The organism is Okeania sp. SIO2B3 (assembly GCF_010672525.1).
Classification (GTDB): domain Bacteria; phylum Cyanobacteriota; class Cyanobacteriia; order Cyanobacteriales; family Microcoleaceae; genus Okeania.
The window spans coordinates 102522-120868 of sequence record NZ_JAAHGH010000004.1; the positions used below are offsets into that span (position 1 = coordinate 102522).

The 18347-nt window shown below is 37.7% G+C and carries 8 protein-coding genes and 1 tRNA gene; 3 read left to right on the forward strand and 6 right to left on the reverse strand.

Annotation, left to right across the window (positions count from 1 at the left end; all coding sequences use genetic code 11):
* Window positions 1–148: 148 nt before the first annotated feature.
* Window positions 149–4966 (forward strand): NACHT domain-containing protein, encoded by a 4818-nt coding sequence (locus F6K15_RS04740; RefSeq protein ID WP_293057722.1) that lies wholly within the window; start codon window positions 149–151, stop codon window positions 4964–4966.
* A gap of 454 nt (window positions 4967–5420) precedes the next feature.
* Here F6K15_RS04740 and F6K15_RS04745 read toward each other — a convergent pair whose 3' ends face one another.
* The gene (locus tag F6K15_RS04745) at window positions 5421–5555 is read right to left on the reverse strand and encodes a hypothetical protein (protein WP_293057725.1); all 135 of its coding nucleotides are present in this window, start codon (window positions 5553–5555) and stop codon (window positions 5421–5423) included.
* Window positions 5556–6115: 560 nt separating this feature from the next.
* On the opposite strand from F6K15_RS04745, the gene pbpC reads away from it, so the two are divergent.
* Window positions 6116–8599 (forward strand): penicillin-binding protein 1C, encoded by a 2484-nt coding sequence (gene pbpC / locus F6K15_RS04750; protein WP_293057727.1) that lies wholly within the window; start codon window positions 6116–6118, stop codon window positions 8597–8599.
* An 852-nt stretch (window positions 8600–9451) separates the two neighbouring features.
* Here pbpC and F6K15_RS04755 read toward each other — a convergent pair.
* Complete coding sequence (locus F6K15_RS04755; RefSeq protein ID WP_293057729.1) at window positions 9452–10315, reverse strand: DUF72 domain-containing protein; 864 nt, start codon at window positions 10313–10315, stop codon at window positions 9452–9454.
* A gap of 247 nt (window positions 10316–10562) precedes the next feature.
* Here F6K15_RS04755 and F6K15_RS04760 point away from each other — a divergent pair.
* Window positions 10563–10634, forward strand: a tRNA-Cys gene (locus F6K15_RS04760).
* A gap of 1186 nt (window positions 10635–11820) precedes the next feature.
* Here the strand turns inward: F6K15_RS04760 and F6K15_RS38125 are convergent.
* The 4 genes from F6K15_RS38125 to F6K15_RS04775 form a co-directional block, all read right to left on the reverse strand.
* Window positions 11821–12039: a zinc ribbon domain-containing protein gene (locus F6K15_RS38125; RefSeq protein WP_363267283.1), complete on the reverse strand. Its 219-nt coding sequence runs from the start codon at window positions 12037–12039 to the stop codon at window positions 11821–11823.
* A gap of 453 nt (window positions 12040–12492) precedes the next feature.
* Entirely contained in the window at window positions 12493–13182 is a 690-nt protein-coding gene (locus tag F6K15_RS04765) for a GerMN domain-containing protein (protein ID WP_293057732.1), read from the reverse strand.
* A 1502-nt stretch (window positions 13183–14684) separates the two neighbouring features.
* Window positions 14685–16490, reverse strand: a complete 1806-nt coding sequence (proS, locus tag F6K15_RS04770; protein ID WP_293057735.1) for a proline--tRNA ligase — start codon at window positions 16488–16490, stop codon at window positions 14685–14687.
* 987 nt (window positions 16491–17477) lie between these two features.
* Complete coding sequence (locus F6K15_RS04775; protein WP_293057738.1) at window positions 17478–18155, reverse strand: LuxR C-terminal-related transcriptional regulator; 678 nt, start codon at window positions 18153–18155, stop codon at window positions 17478–17480.
* Between the last annotated feature and the right edge of the window lie 192 nt (window positions 18156–18347).

Below are 18347 nucleotides of genomic sequence, written 5' to 3' on the forward strand. Positions count from 1 at the left end.
CTTGAAAAAAAGAGGATTAACGCAAAAGGGACAATTTTTTCTTTTTTCTCCTTTAAAGGAGAGGTTTTAAACCTTAATTATTCGGTAGTAGGGCTTGAGCAAGAAGATTGAATATTTGATGGTAAGAAGCAAAACTACAAACAAAAATATGTCTACACACTTGGAAATTAACAATCAAAAATTATTGCAGAAATTAATCCGAGGCATGAAAATGTCTCAAGAACAATTTCGGCTGTTTTTGGCACAGTGCAATAATCTGAGCCAGCGCGATCGCCTAATTCCACAACTCCGGGAATCTTTTTCTGGAGACTTGGCAGAATTGCAGTTGGATGAGTCTGTCGATGAACTTTATGCAACTATTAGAAAACGATTAAGAGACCAACAACCAGATGCTCTGATGATTTGGGGTTTGGAGTTTGTCAGAGATATTGATAAATTGCTGGTCGCAATGAGTTTAGTTCGCGAGGAGTTTAGAAAAAATTGCCCTTTTCCCATAGTTTTATGGGTTGATGCAGAAATTTATCGTAAATTTATTCGGTTAATTCCTGATTTTGAAAGTTGGGCAAGTCTGACCGTTTTTGAAACTGCCACTCAAGAATTAATTGATTTTATTCAGCAGACCAGTGAGAGTATTTATCAGAAAGTTTTAGAAAGTGGGGCAGGAATATTTTTAGATGATACTGCCCTTGGTTTGGGAGAGTTTGCTTATCAAGAGTTGGTGGGTGCAAGGCAAGAATTGTTAAACCGAGAAGTTACCTTAGAGCTTGAATTAGAAGCAAATTTGGAATTTGTTTTAGGCAGGGCAACCGATAATTCTACCGAAACAGCACTAGAGCATTATCAACATAGTCTCGAACTTTGGCAACAAATTAACAACTCCGTACGAGTAGCTCACACTTATTATTATCTGGGGTTATGGTGGCGTAGTTATGCAGTTAGGCATCGGGTTGAGAAAAATATGGCTTGTGAGAAAGCTTGTTCATATTTTCAGCGGTCAGTAAAAACTTTTGAAGCAGTTAACCGCCCAGACTTAGCTGCTAAGTTTATCAATGCTTGGGGAGAAGTTTTGCAGACTTTAGGGCGTTGGGATGAGTTAGAAACTGTTGCCAACAGAGCAATAGAATTACATCAAACCTATTCCCAGGCATTTTGTGAAGCTCGTGCTTATGCTTTTCTAGCAGAATTTGAACTGGCAAAAAATAATTATAGACAAGCAAAAAAACTTGCTCAAAATGCCATAGAAATTTTTAACAAAACTCTAGATGTTGTATCTCCTCCTAGCTCAGAAAAAGACAAAATAAATTTAGATTTGGAGCGCTATTCTCATCTAGGAAAATATTTATTTGCTCTAGCAAAATCCGAAAAATATTTAGGTAAATTTGAAGAATCAATAGCCAATTTTGAGCAAGCAAAAAAAACAACTAAACCTGAATACAGAACTGAATTTTATATTTGTCTTCTCACAGAATCACGAAAAATATATTACCAACAAAAGGCATATTTAGCAGCTTTTAAATTGAAGCAAGAACGACAAAAAATAGAACAACAATTTGGATTTGTAGCATTTGTCGGTGCAAATCGTTTGGGATATAGAAAACCAAATACCAACCCGGCTTTACCTCAAGTTAATCGACGAAAAGTAACTCAAGAAATATCTGCATCTGGACGCCAATTAAATGTAGAAGAATTGCTAGAAAGAATTAGTCGCCCTGACTATAAACTGATAGTGATTCATGGACAATCAGGAGTTGGTAAAAGTTCGATTTTACAGGCTGGATTAATACCTGCTTTAAACAAAAAATCAATTGATACCCATCATGTAGTAGTGGTTTTGCAGCAAGTTTATATTCATTGGATTTCAGAATTGGGAGAAAGTTTAGCTAAAAAACTCAAAACAATTCCCCAATTAGCAGTTAATTCACAGATGCTTAATTCGACTGAGGCAATTTTTTCTCAGTTACGAAATAATGCTGAATTAAATCTACTTACAGTTATTATTTTCGATCAATTTGAGGAATTTTTCTTTGTTAATTCAGAGCCAGGGCAGAAAAGAGAGTTTGCTCAGTTTCTGGAAGAATGTTTGGAAATTCCTTTTGTGAAAATTGTTTTATCCCTGCGTTCAGATTATATTCATTATTTATTAGAATTTAATGAGTTAGCTAATTTAGAAACAATCAACAATGATATTTTAAGTAAAAATATTCTTTATGAATTGAGAAACTTTTCCCAGAATAAGGCAAAATCAGTTATTAAAGAATTAACCGAAAACTCTCAATTTAAAATCGATTCAAAATTGACAGAAAAATTGGTAGAAGACTTAGCCCAGGAGACAAAAGATATTCGTCCGATTGAGTTACAAATTGTGGGGGCACAACTACAGACAGAGAATATTACCACTGTGGAAAAATATCAAGAATTAGGAGATTACCCCAAAGCAGAATTAGTAAACCGATATTTAGCATCAGTAGTGAAAGACTGTGGTGAAGAAAATGAAAAATTAGCTTGGTTGGTGTTGATGTTGTTAACGGATGAAAATAATACTCGCCCTCTGAAAACTCAGGCTGAATTGGCGAAAGAAAGAAAGTTGAATGTGGATAATTTGGAATTAGTATTAGATATTTTTGTTAAGTCTGGTTTAGTATTTTTGTTGCCAGAAAAACCTGCAAAACGTTATCAGTTAGTGCATGATTATTTAGTTGCATTTATTAGGCAAAGGAAAGAAGATGAGTTGTTTCAAGAATTAAAGCAGGAACGTAAACAAAGAAAACTAAGTGAAGCCAGATTGAATGTAGTTTTAAAGCAGCAGCTACGACAGTCACGCATTGCAATAACTGTCTTGACAATGCTGTCAGCTTTTGTAGTAGTGTTGTGGCTAAATTCAGAATCCCAAAAAAGACGAGCTGAACTTGCAAAAGTTCAAGTATTAAATTCCAATTTTCAACTTCAGTTATCTTTAAATCATCAACTTGATGCTTTAGTTGCTATTACTCAAGCTGGCAAAAGAATAAAGCATACTTCATCACCACCTAAGCTTAAAAATCAGATTAAAAAAAATCTTCAGCAAGCAGTTCGTGATGTTGAAGAATATAATCGTTTAGAATATGATTATCCACTCTGGAGTGTAAGTTACAGTCCTGATGGTCAAAAGTTTGCCTCAGCAGGTCAAGATAATAATGCGATCTTATGGCAGTCTGATGGCAAATTTGAAAAAGTTTTAAAAGGACATACAGATAATATTTGGAGCGTTAACTTTAGTCCTGATGGTAAAATTATAGCCTCTGTAGGTAAAGACAGAACCATCATACTTTGGAGTCAAGATGGTACTTTTATCCGCCAATTAAAAGGACATAGAGAATCAGTTACAGATGTTAGTTTTAGTCCCGATAGTCAGATTATTGCTTCAAGTAGTTTAGATGACACTATTAAACTCTGGAACCAAAATGGTGAATTACTTCAAACACTAAAAGAACACAAAGATGATGTTTTGACTGTCAATTTTAGCCCAGATGGTAAAACCCTAGCTTCAGCAGGTGCAGATAACAAGATTAGGTTATGGGATCGTAATGGTAAATTACTTAAAGTATTAGAAGGGCACCAAGACTGGGTTTGGAGTATTACTTTCAGTCGAGATAGCCAGATGCTTGCTTCAGGAAGTTTCGATAAGACGATTAAATTATGGGATCGTAATGGTACACTACTGAGAACCCTCGAAGGTCATACTAATCGAGTTTTAAGTGTAGATTTTAGCTTTGATGATCGAACTCTTGCTTCTGCAAGTTTAGACAAAACTATTCGGCTATGGCATCGTGATGGTACACTACTCAGAACTCTGAAAGGCCATACTGATGGGGTCAGAGATATTAGTTTTAGCCCAGATAACCAAACTATTGTGTCGGCAGGTTTAGACACCACTATTCGACTATGGAAATATGAAAACCCTCTACTCAAAACTATTGGGAGAGAAAACAAAGATATAGGACATCGAAAACAAGTAACAACTGCTATTTTTGACCCAACAGGTCAGATTATAGCTTCTGCTAGTTACGATGGAACAGTAAAGTTATGGAGTACAGATGGTTCTTTGTTACAAACTTTCTCTGGAGATCAGAAAACAGTTAATGAGATTAGTTTCAGTCCAGATGGTCAAACTATTGCTTCCGCTAGTGATGATGGAACAGTAAAGTTATGGAGTAAAGATGGTTCTTTATTAGAAACTTTCTCTGACCATGAAAAAAAGGTTAATGGAATTAGTTTCAGTCCAGATGGTAAGACTATTGCTTCTGCTAGCGAAGACAAAACAATCCAGCTTTGGAACATCCATGAAGGCTTAATCTCTGAATTAAAAGGACATCAAAGAGCTGTTAATGACGTTATTTTTAGTCCTGACGGTAAAACTTTAATCTCTGCTAGTGAAGATGGAGTAATTAAAATTTGGAAGTTGAATGGTCAATTGTTAAAGACAATACCAGCACATTTAGGAAATATTACCAGTCTTAGTTTCAGTCCCAATGCACCAATTTTTGCATCAGCAAGTGATGATAATACTATAAAGATATGGAGTAAAGACGGGACTCCAATTAGAACCCTCAAAGGACATAATTCTAGAGTATGGAGTGTAGATTTTAGCCCAGATGGTAAAATCCTTGCTTCTGCAAGTGCTGATAGAACAATTAAAATCTGGAGTTTAGATGGAACTGAATTACAAAGTATCCAGGATAATGGCTTTCTCTACTGGGGAAATGTATCTTTTTCTCCAAATGATCAGATGATAGCTTCGGCTAGTAAAAATACTATCAAACTGTGGAAACTTAATCGAGAAAACTTAGAAAAACTAGCACACACCATGAGTAAGCTTGATGCTCTTTTAGTCACCAGTTGCAGTTGGTTAAATGACTATCTTGGCTCTTTAGAAACTAACAATACTGAGGCAACTACTCTTGAGAAAACTCATCAATTATGTGATTAAAAATCAATCAAGTTGGGGTACATCTATTATTCTATATAATCTATAGGACAACAGTCGCATCCATATTCTGAATAATCTGTCGGACAACAGCCACACAACAATGGGCATCCTTCATATCCTTCTCCATATGACTCGGCATTGGCGCTATAATTACCGAATAATTAATAATTAATAATTAATAATTAAATAATTCGCGCCTTGAAGCCTCCCCTTTTCAGGGGAAAAAAAGCGGTCGTTTCGGCTGTCGCCGACATGAAAAGCGTAGCTTCCCGAAGGGTGGGATGGCGAGGTTTCCTCGCCATATCCAATCGACCAAGAAAAGAAAATATTCCTTATATTCAATTCCGTAGCGGTTAAAACCCGAGGTAATTATCAATTATCAATTAATGAACTAAGCTACCAATTAAGAATATTTAAAATGTAAAAGAGATTACTAATTTTTTCATATCTACCCCTATTCTGAATCTGCAGGACAACAGCCACACCCAGGAGCGCAGTCGCCTGTAGGATCTTCTTTAGCATGAGCACTGCCATGACCTAAGCTAACAATTAATGTTAATATCACAAAAGAGATGACTAACTTTTTCATATCTACTCCTTTCTTGAGCTTTATTATTAATTTTAACTGATCTTAAGTAAAGGTGTAAATTAGGATCAAAAAATATAGGAATGTTCCATTGAACACCCCTACACTACGAATGATATCAAATCCGGTTAATTGCACATAGTACAATCGGGAAGTACTTCTGTAGCTAGTAAGTAAAAATGCCCAGAAAGCTGCTTGTTTACTCTCATCTAAGTCTTGAGGAGCTAGAAATGGGATTATAATCAAGCCACTTCAGCGATCGCCGGCTTCACTAGACTTCGGTATTATGAATATTCCCGCTAACTAACTGACACATCTAAAATGGTGCGTTACAACGGATTGTTAAATGCCTTTCATAGTCTAAATTTTAGCCATCTAGGTGGTACATTGTAATAGTCGTGCATTGTCATTATGTTTGTTATGAGGCATGGCAGTGGGAGCATCTTGCTCCCGTGCCTGATATTTCTTTTTCCTATATACCATTACTATATAGAACTACAACTATTTGTAACATTCTTTTTTTTATTGGTACGATCAGAAAAGCGCCGATCGTAAAACTTGTTATGATAAAAATTACCAAACACATATCAAAAAATATTAAACAAAAATGGCAGCAAACTAAACCCAAGTACAAATTTATTCTGAGCTTTGTACTATTGTGCTTGAGTATCAGAGCGCTCCCTCTGTTTGCCCCCATTCGTCCTCAAGACATAACTCAAAACCAACAAACCCTAGAATTTATCGACCGCAATGGTTTGCCACTCGGAACCATCCTCACCCGCGACCAAGAAAATACAGTAGTCGTCCCCCTAGAACAAATTTCACCTCTATTTATCAACGCCATAATTGCTGCGGAAGACAAAAGATATTATCAACACGGCGCTCTAGATATCAAAGCAATAGGGCGATCGCTCCTTGAAGCTATCCAAGCAAAACAAATAGTTAGTGGAGCTTCCACTATCACCATGCAACTTGCCCGAATGTTGGAGTCCACACCACGCACCTTCGGCAATAAAATTCGGGAAATTTGGCTATCTTGGCGCATCACAGCAGGTATGAACAAAAATCAAATCCTGCAAGCATATATCAACCGTTTACCCATGGGAGGAAACATCTATGGCGTAGAAGCAGCATCCCGCGCTTATTTTGGCATCTCAGCTACGGACCTCAACCTTGCCCAAGCTACTATTCTCGCTGCCTTACCAAATGACCCCACTGACCTCAACCCTTATTATAATTGGAGTCTCCTCAAACAACGCCAAATTTACATTCTGAAGCGCATGGTTGAAGACAATTATATTACCAGTGCTGAAGCTGAAAAAGTGCTTGCGGAAAAAATAACTCTACAACCAAAAAATCAAGGTATTATTGCTGCGCCACATTTTCTATTTTGGTTATCTCAAAATCAATCTACTGTCATAAATCAAAACTTATCTACAACAACAACTCCTACAGTTATTCGTACTACTATTGACCGACCTTTACAACAATTTGTTACTACCCAAGTTCAACAAGTAATTCAAAATCTTACTCCTTATAATGTGCATCATGCTGCTGCTATTGTAATTAATAATCAGACTGGAGAAGTATTAGCTTATGTCGGTTCTCCAGATTATTTTAATACGCAAAAAATGGGTAGTAATGATGGAGTACAAGCACTACGTCAACCAGGTTCAACTTTAAAGCCTTTTTTATATCAATTAGCATTAGAAAATCAAGTAATTAATCCCAATACTATTTTGCCAGACGTACCGACATATTATGCAATTCCTGGAGCCAAACTTTATAGCCCTACTAACTATAATCAAGATAGATTTTTAGGACCTGTTATTGTTAGGGTTGCTTTAGCAAATTCTCTGAATATTCCGGCAGTAAGAGTATTAGAAAAAGTGGGAGTAGAGCAATTTTTAAACCGTCTACATCAATTAGGTTTTACACATTTACAAGCCTCACCAGAACATTATGGTTTAGGTTTAAGTTTAGGAAGTGGAGAAGTCAGTTTATGGGAGTTGGCAAAAGCTTATTTAATTATGGCAAGACAAGGAGAAATTATTCCTGTTGTTACAAGGGAAAGGTGGGAGGCAGAAGACAGAAGGCAGAAAGAATCCCCCCTACCCCCCTTTGAAAGGGGGGAAAGGCAGAATTATTTGGAAAAAATAACTTTTTTTCAAGATAGAATGAGAGAAGATTATTTACAGACAAAAAACAAAAATCTACCTCCACTACCTAAAGCAAAATCTGAATGGATGTTAATTGCAAATATGTTAAGCGATACTCATGCAAGAGCAGCAGAATTTGGAGTTAATTCAGCTTTAAATTTGCCATTTCCAGCAGCAGTAAAAACTGGTACTTCCTCAGATTTTCGTGATACTTGGGCAGTAGGTTTTACTAATGATTATACAGTGGCGGTTTGGGTGGGTAATTTTAGTGGAGAATCTATGGTGCAAATATCAGGAGTAATGGGTGCTGCACCTTTATGGAATAGGATTATGCTACATTTGCACGAAAAGAAGGAACCGACAGCTTTTACACCACCAAAAAATATGGTTCAACGCCCAGTTTGTACAATTTCTGGGTTGCGCCCGAAATCGGATTGTCCGTCGGTAATAACGGAGTATTTTTATCCAGAAAAGTTGGGAGAATATGAGCATTTATCTGCTCTTTATTCGGTGGGAAATTTGCCTGATGAGTATAATGAGTGGTTGGCAAAACAGAGTAAATCTAGTTTGGTTTCTGGTGAGTTAAAAATTTTGTTTCCTCAAGAAGATGATTATTTTTTAATTGATGATGTTGTAGGAGAGAAAAAATTAGAATTTAAGTTGGCAAATTCACGGGAAAATTCTGTGGAATGGTGGTTGAATGGAGAGAAATTAGCTGTTAATTCTGATAATTCTTTATTTTGGAAATTATCTCCCGGTAAATGGACTTTAGAAGTACGTTCAGCAGATATTATAGACCGAGTGAATTTTGAAGTTAAATTGCCGAATAAGTCTCCTTATCATGGGTTTTCTATTCGTGTGAGGAGTCAGGAGTCAACCCACCCCTAACCCCTCCCAGGAGGGGCAGGGCTGTTTCATTCTCAATAGACACGGGGACACGGAGAAACGGAGACACGGGGATGAAGGCTTTTAAGCGGCGTTGAAACAGATATTCTCTTAGAGCTTAAAGACGTTTATTGGCGCTCAAAATAGACAAATTTTGGCAAATTTCACTGTTCCACTATCCCTTAATCTCCCATTCTCCCGCTCATCTTTAATCTACAAGACTTTGAAACAGCCGTGCTCCCAGGAGGGGAAGTCAGGAGTCAGGAGGAAAAAAGTAAGGAAGAGGAAGGTTCATTAATTAATAATTGATAATGGATAATTGATAATTACTGAAGGTTAAAACCGTTACGAAATTGAATATAAGGAAATATTATTTTTTATCTTGGTCGATTGGATATGACTCCGATACTTCGCTATCTATTGACCAAAAAATAGGGTCTCAAGCCTCCCCTTGGCTGCGCCGCGAGCTACCGCTCTACAAGGGGATGAAAAAAAATCAAGTTCAATATTTCAAGCCTCTGACTTTCCTGCGGAATGCTGCGCAAACAGGCAGAGGTGCTGATAACTGATAACTGATAACTGATAACTGAAATGACCGCTTTTTTTTTCCTTAAAAGGGGAGGCTTTAAACCAGAATTATTTAATTATTAATTATTCGGTAAATATCTACAGGTAATTGAAGTTTTTTCAATGTTATAGCGGTTTTCACAAAAGTAGATTACAAAGCTTATGCCTTCTGCCTTTAAGCCAAAATCTCTGTATTATATGTTAATGAAAACTGCTATAAAAGCCTTCTTCCTTCTTTCTTCTTCCTTCTTCCTTCTGCTATGTAACATCAACAATTATCAGAAAAAATCACCATAAACTTAACTGAGTAGGCGACTGATTAAGTAAATTCCAAGGCAAGTATGGAATAGGAATTTTTGCTGTTTCTAATAACTGTTGAAAATGACGTGCTGTACTAGGCGATCGCTCTTCTTCAGGGCAATGAATAAAAAAGTAAATTGTGATATCTTGGCGTAACCATTGCTCAATTTGAGTTACCCACTCTGTGAAAAAATTTTGATTTACTGACAACTGAGGATGAGAAATAAATCTCACAATGGTAAATGGTGCAGTCACCGTCAACTGTAAAGGTAAATTGGGTTTACGGTTTTGAGACCGCAACTGGGGGTTATCTTTACCAGTGTAGACAGGACGCGAGTCTAGCAAAACTTTCCCCACACCCAGTTGTTTGAGAAGAGTATTTAACTTTTGAGCTTGAGAGTCTTCAAACCAGTCAGGATGGCGAACTTCCAAAGCTAAAGACATCCGGTCTCGTGGCCAAGCTTGCAAAAATTCTACGAGGTCATCAAATGAAGAGGGGCTGTAACTCGGCGGCAACTGAGCAAAAAATACACCCAGGCGATCGCTCAAAGGTTGCATCTGTTTGAGGAAGTCTAGAGCATCTGGGATAAAAGGTTTTAATAATCCATTATGAGTTATATTGCGCGGTAGTTTTAGGCAAAATTGAAATCCAGGAGGCGTTTGTATGGCCCATTTCGTCACAGTCTCTGGTTTAGGAGTAGCATAAAATGTAGTGTTACCTTCAACGGTAGTGAAACGGCGACTGTAGAGAGAGAGAAACTTAGAAGGAGGACTTTTGGCAGGATACAACTCTCCCACCCAAGGTTTAAATGCCCAAACGGCGCACCCAAGAAAAAATTTTTTTTGAGTCATTGAAGAAGGTGGTAGGTTTTAAGTTTTAGGTTAATTACTAATTAAATCAAATTGTAGTGGAGGTTGAGAAATCATTGTTACTGAGGCAAATTTGTGATAAGTGATAAGAGTATTAAAATTTTAAGTATAGCTTCAAATATCTGTCCACAGCGCAATTCAAAACATCAGTTTAAGTGATTTAGATCACATTTATCTTTGAACTTGCCATATATTAGTGGATGGTGTATGATTTTAAAAAGATGATAATGGCGGCATGGCCAAGCGGTAAGGCAAGGGTCTGCAAAATCCTCATCCCCCAGTTCGAATCTGGGTGCCGCCTTTTAACTCCCCCGGCGGGAAGTCCCGCGCTCTCCCGTTTTGCTGGCGCATAACTTCGTTAACGGCTGTCGCCGACATGTTTGCGGAGCATTCCGTCAGGAAAAGGCGGAGCAAGTGCGGCAGCTATTAGGGGAGCGGAGGGATGGGAAAGCCAGGCGTTGTATTTGTTGTTCCTCAGCGAATTTTTTCTTTATTCTCTTTATAGAATACATATTATAGTTATTTTACTATAGTTATTGACAATTGCAAATATAGTCACTATAATTGTTACCAACACAGGGGGAGGACATCACCTCTGTTAAAACAGCGGCTAGGGTTTCTCTGGCTGAAGAATTCCGCTTTGTCGCGCTTGCGCAACGTCGGGAGTATGTCAATATACTTCATGCTTCTCCTAACGGAGACCTTGGGTGAAGAGATACCCATATATTCTGACTCTCTTGCTGGAAGATTTATCCCCGTCAAAATTTGAAACTCACACAGTCGTACATGGTGTGAAGCAATAATTGAAAATACTTCCATACACTCCATCCCTCCATCTATATTTTATTTTAAATAGAACCCAAATAGGTTTGATCTCTCAACCATCGCGATCGCTCCATTCTCTGCACCAATTGAAATACATTTGTCTTACATTGTATTATTGCGATCTACGCATTAGTAGAGAAGAAATATGTTAACTATGAGGTTTATAGAACTCATTTGGAATATTTCGCGTCAAAATTTGAAACTCACACAGTCGTACATGGTATAAAGCAATAATTGAAAATACTTCCATACACCCCATCCTCCTATTCTCCCTCTATTTTTAAATAGAACCCATAAAGGTTTGATCTCTCAACCATCGCGATCGCTCCATTCTCTCCACCAATTGAAATACATTTGTCTTACATTGTATTATTGCGACATACGCATTAGTAGAGAAGGAATATGTTAACTATGAGGTTTATAGAACTCATTTGGAATATTTCGCGTCAAAATTTGAAACTCACACAGTCGTACATGGTATAAAGCAATAATTGAAAATACTTCCATACACCCCATGCTCCTATTCTCCCTCTATTTTTAAATAGAACCCATAAAGGTTTGATCTCTCAACCATCGCGATCGCTCCATTCTCTCCACCAATTGAAATACATTTGTCTTACATTGTATTATTGCGGTCTACGCATTAGTAGAGAAGAAATATGTTAACTATGAGGTTTATAGAACTCATTTGGAATATTTCGCGTCAAAATTTGAAACTCACACAGTCGTACATGGTATAAAGCAATAATTGAAAATACTNCACAGCAATTGGCACAATAATGAGTTCTTTCTGGTAATTTTTTGGGGACCCCCTCACCACAATTTGAACAATTTTGGCTCTGTTTTTGAGGATTCACAACTATAGTCTTCACCTCCAGCATTTGCCTCCTGGGTCGGAGCTACGCTAACAGCTTTGACAATTAAAATAGTTAGAAATTGTCCCCATCCAGTTGATTGCCCAAGTTTTAGGCTTGATTTTTGCTAGAATAACAGAAATTTTTAAATAATGGTGAAAAACTCCAGAGTAGTATTGTAAATCAATTAGACATCGAATCCAATTGATTTACCGAATAATTAATAATTAATAATTAATAATTAAATAATTCGCGCTTTGAAGCCTCCCCTTTTAAGGGGAAAAAGCGGTCGAGGGATGGCGAGGTCTCCTCGCCATATCCATGAGACCAAGAGAAAAGAAAATATTCCTGATATTCAATTCCGTAGCGGTTAAAACCCGAGGTAATTATCAATTATCCATTATCCATTATCAATTAATGAACACCGATTCATCTCACGCCAATTTTTCAAATATGGCGTGGGGCTTCTCGGCGATGTAGCTAAAATTGGAATTCTTGCTGAAAATTATTGCGAGTAATGGGCTGAGATACTTCTAAACCTTCACCCCCAAGCATTTTTAGAGGTTTACCACCGACAAAAATCCAGACTTTTACATCTGGTTCTAAACTAGAGGCAGTATAGATAACTTGTCCTAAGCGACTCATCATCGAAGCACTACCACCTCCAGAAGTAAATTCTTCAGATAAGTCTATGTAGACCCCATTATTTTCAACAGTAAGTGCTTGAACTTTTGTGCCTGTGGGAATAGCACTAAGGACATCGGTATTTGCAGGACCTACGAGCAAATGGTCGAAAGCAGCTTTTAAGATAGCTTCTGGTTCGTCTGCTGTTTCTAATTTTACCGTAGAAGAAACTAAATCAATTTCTCCAGTAGTGTCTTTAACCCAATAAAGTTGTACAGTTTTTTCTGTAACTGCTTTGGGTTGAGGTACATATAAAGGAACAGAGTCTGGAGATTCAACTTTAGTAGGAGGTGGGGGGGGTAATGTCCCATCAGGCGACTCTGAAGTTGAGGGAGTTGTAAAAGTCTGAGAATTATCAGAAGTTTTCGTGGTGGTTGATTGTAAATTTGTCCATAAGGCGATGCCACCACCTACCGCCACTGCCAATGCACAAACACTGGCCACGATACCGAGAGATAAATTATTAGTTTGATTTTGATCTTTCATGGTAAGAACTTTCCTTGAGAGTTAGGCATAATGGCGGTGAGGAGCTAAGGCTAAGTTTTTCTGAGGTTATATTTAATAATTCTATTGTATTGCAGAAAACAGGGAAGAGTGGAAAAACATTTTCCCTAATTAGGGTTTGCGTATGGAAAGTCTTTTTGCTCTTTGTAGGAGACAGGAGACAACCCACCCCTCGCCCCTCCCCCTCCCAGGAGGGGAGAAATGGGAATGAGCCAAGAGGTAGGAGCTAAGTTTTGTCTCTCAATTTTTTTGCCATAATCATCCTAAGATACTAGCTTTTTGAGTTTTTTCTACCGAAAATAGGGGCACTTTTTTCAACTCTCAAACGCTAAAACCTTTATATGTCAATACTTTTAGAATTAATCAGCAAGCCCTAATTAGCTTCATCATCAGCATAAGTCCTCACTATCCCGTTCTTTGCTAGGGTTTGCGCTCAAAAGTCTTTTGTTAAGGGTAGGAGTCAGTCCTCAGCAGGGACGGAGAATTATAGGGGAGGTAGGAGGAAGAATTTTCATTAATTGATAATGGATAATTGATAATTGATAATTACCTCGGGTTTTAACCGCTACGGAATTGAATATCAGGAGATATTATTTCTTCTCTTGGTCTCATGGATATGGCGCAGGTTTCGGAGCCATCCCACCCTTCGGGAAGCTACGAAGATAGAACTCCGTTCCGCTGACGCGACACGCGACAGCGTTGCGTTACGCCAGTTTTGCGAAGCAAAAGCAAACGACCGCTTTTTTCCCCTTAAAAGGGGAGGCTTCAAGGCGCGAATTATTTAATTATTAATTATTAATTATTAATAATTCGGTAAGAGTGATTTTGTGCTTAAAATACTGATTTTTTAATCTTTTTGGGCTAAAAAGCTGGCACTTTTTAAAGGCCTAAAAATGCACTTGCTTTTATCTGTCAATGCTTTGAGAGTTAATCAGTAAACCTTATATAGCAGAAGAAAGAAAGAAGAAAGAAGGAAGAAGGAAGAAGGAAAAATATTGCTTTGTCTGAGTTTTAAGCTTTTGATCTGTCTACCCCCTTCCCTTCAACTGCTATATGTATAAATCAGCAGTTATAGCAAAGAATGGGTTGGTTAGGACTTATGAGGATAATAAATCTTAGACAGGGAAATATTTTTCCCACTGTTGCCTATTGCCTGTTGCCTGTTGCCTGCTATAGTTATTGAAATTAGTATTTCTGCTTCTCACTTCAAGTCTTTTAACCTACATTCGGATTTAAATAAAAATAATTAATATAGAGTACTGCCATTATCAATCCAGTAAGTAACAGTATCACTAAAAGGCAGATAAATTAAAAATATCCAGAGTACTTTTCGGGAATACTTATAAGCAAATCCTAGACAGGAAAAAATAGCTGCACTGAAAAATCCTACCTAAAAACTATTACTGAAATTTATGATTAAAAAAACAGCAATAGTTAACAATATAAAAATTAAATTTTCACTAGAATTTGAGACCTTGAAGGAATCATTTTAATGCTTTCTCAATCAAATCTTTAATAGTAGATAAAACCTCCACCACAGGTATTTCCTGAGATTGATGATTAGCTCTTTCCACAAATTCAACTTTGCCTGACTTGAGCGATCGCCCGGTAACTATTCGATAGGGAATTCCAATTAAATCTGCATCTTTGAATTTAACACCCGCTCGTTCATCTCGGTCATCCAAAATAGTCTCTATTCCAGCTTCATTTAATTCTTGATAGAGATTTTCTGCTACTTCCATTTGTTGAGCATCCTTAATATTAGGAATACAAATAACCACATGATAAGGAGCGATCGCCACAGGCCAAATAATCCCATCTTTGTCATAAGACTGTTCCACCGCTGACTGAGCCAAACGGGACACACCCACACCATAACATCCCATCACCAAAGGCATTTCCTCACCCTGTTCATTTGTAAAAGTTGCCCCCATAGCTTCAGAATATTTCGTCCCTAACTGAAATATATGACCTACCTCAATACCTCTAGCAGTTTCTAGAGTTTGATTCGGGTCATGGATAGAGCGATCGCCTTTTTGAGCCTTTCGTACATCTACGACCAACTTTGGCAATTGAAATTCCTGGCCCCAATTTGTACCCACGACATGATAACCAGATTCATTACTACCTGTTGCGAAATTTGTCAAGTTTACAGCGGTCTGGTCTACCATTCGTAAGAACTTAGAACTTACCTCTTTACTAAAAGTAATATAGTCATCAGATAAATCTGGAGCAATATAACCCAAAGGTAAAGACTTAGCTGCCCATTTCTTTTGATCCTCCACATCTGGCACAGTCAAAGCCAAAACAGTATTTGCTTCATAATTTCCAGCCAACTTAGTCAACTCATTCGACAACTTCACATCATTAACATCTTGGTCTCCCCGAATATTCACCAAAACCAAAACAGTCATTCCATTGTCATAAACTGCCTGATATAAAACATTTTTCACAATATTAGTAGGAGAACATTTCAGAAACTTACACAGCTTTTCAATAGTCTCCGTGTCAGGAGTTTCCAATTTTTCATAACTCTCAAAAGGTGAAGCTTCCCCATCAGGTGGCATAGAAATAGCCTTTTCCACATTTGCTGCATATTTGCCATCTTCGGTATAGAGAATTTCATCCTCACCAGCATCAGCCAAAACCATAAATTCTTGAGACCCAGACCCACCAATAGCTCCAGAGTCAGCATCGACGGCGCGAAATTCTAATCCACTGCGACGTAACATATTTCGATAAGCCTTATCCATATCCTGATAAGTCTTTTTGAGACTTTCCTGGTCAGCATGGAAAGAATACCCATCCTTCATAATAAATTCCCGGCCTCGCATTAACCCAAATCTGGGGCGAATTTCATCCCGGAATTTGGTTTGTAGTTGATAGAGATGTAGAGGTAATTGGCGATAGGAGCGAATCATATCTTTAGCAATAGTAGTTATTACCTCCTCGTGGGTTGGGCCTAATCCTAATTCCCGATTTTGACGGTCAATTAGAGAAAACATAATACCCTCAGCCTGAGTATAAGTATCCCAACGGCCAGACTCTCGCCACAGGTCGGCGGGTTGAAGTTGAGGGAGGAGACATTCTTGAGCACCAGTAGCATCCATTTCTTCACGGACTATTTTGGAGACTTTATTGAGCACCCGCAACATTAGAGGAAGATATGCGTAGAGACCACTGCCAATGCGACGAATATATCCAGCACGGATGAGGAGTTTGTGGCTAGGAATTTCTGCTTCTGCGGGGTTGTCTCGAAGAGTAACTAATAACATTTGAGATAGTCGCATGGTTGCTCCTTAGTAAAAATAATGATTATTTCAGATTAGTGTAGGATATCTGGTACTGCTTCACATTCAAAAATGAGGACGTTCCAGATTTTCAACTTATAGCAGAAAGAAGAAGGAAAAATTTTGCGTTGTCTGAGTTTTAATATTTTGATATGTCCGCGCCCATTCCTTCGACTGCTATAACAGTCTGCTCCGGAGTCATATTAGGTCAAAACGCTATATGTTTGTATAAAAACTATAGTGCTACGCTAAATATAGTATTTACCATGAAAAAATCTCTAATTTCTGTTGAATATCCACAAAGGAAAGTAGGAAAAAAGAAGTTTCTGCTCCTGACTACTTTTAGTCATAAGTTATTGAGATACCAAAAGTAAGTGATATATATACTACTCATAAATATTTTCCGTTCCCTATTTCCTGTTATCTCTTGCAGCTCATATGAGGTCAAAACGCTATATGTTTGTAGAAAAAACTATAGTGCCACGCTAAATATAGAGTTTTCCCTGAAAAAATCTCTAATTTCTGTTGAGTAATAAAATTCAGATATTTAATGGAGACCACAAGCAGCTGATATGAGGTCAAAACGCTATATGTCTGTAGAAAAAACTATAGTGCCACGCTAAATATAGTGTTTTCCCTGAAAAAATCTCTAATTTCTTCTAATTTCTGTTGAATATCCACAAAGGAAAGTAGGAAAAAGGAAGTTTCTGTTCCTGACTACTTTTAGTCATAAGTTATTGAGATACCGACAGTAGGTAATATAGCGGTTTTCACTAAAGGTAGACTACAAAACTTATGCCCTCAGCATAGCTGTCTTCTGCTTTTATAGTCATTCCAGTTAAGATTGAGACAAAGGTTTCTTGCCTTGAAAGAGTTTCAGCTAAAAAAGTGTTCCAGTCTTATTCAGAATGACTATAAGCCAAAATCTCTGTACTCTATGAAACATGAAAACTGCTATACATATAACTCAGAAATATTTTCCGTTTCCTATTTCCTATTCTCTCTTAAGCAAAGTTTTGCTACCATTTCAGCCCGCGACGAAACTTCCAGTTTGCGAAACATCCGCTTCAAAGCTTGTTTTACTGAATTTTCTGTAATCCACAGAGTTGCTCCAATCTTTGCATTAGTAAATCCCCTGGCGACCAATTCTGCAATTTGTGCTTCCCGTGGAGTGATGTTGGAACAATTCATCCGAAACACAAAAGGTTTCGAGCGCAACACCGCTAGTTTTGTAGAAAGATGGAGACAAAGCGCATTTAGATCTGCCAGATTATCTGCATTAAAAGCCTGGTCATAACGATAACGCGTAAAGGCAATGCCACCCACAAGTTGACCATCACTCACAATTGGACCGAGCATAACGTGTCCATGATCTTTACGAGGACAAATTCTCTGCCAAACTCCAGGAGGTAACATTACTTCGTCATGGACAGCAGCATGGCGTTGAACCACATAGCGCAAAACAGGATTATGGTCTAGCGACAAAGCTCGTTTAATCATTGCTGGGGTATGTTCATCAATTACAGGAAGCTGGTCTAAAAAAGTTAGTCCCCAGCGTTTGGCAGCAAAATAATTGCCTATTTTGGCCACTATTGGTTGCCTTAGCTCTTGTTCATCCTCCGCTTGAGCGATCGCTTGGAATAAAGCTGACAAAGAAATTTCCATAAGGACTTATGCAAAGACACTATACATATAGTTAACAAAAACTATAACGTTTTAGATATGTAGTGTTGAGAAATAATTTGCCTAATGTCTAAGTCCTGTTTTACAATTCTCTCCTTGACTTTTTTCTATTGTCACTAAGGCAAAGTGTACCCGATCGAGGTCTATACGCACATAAGAGGTAAATTTTAATCT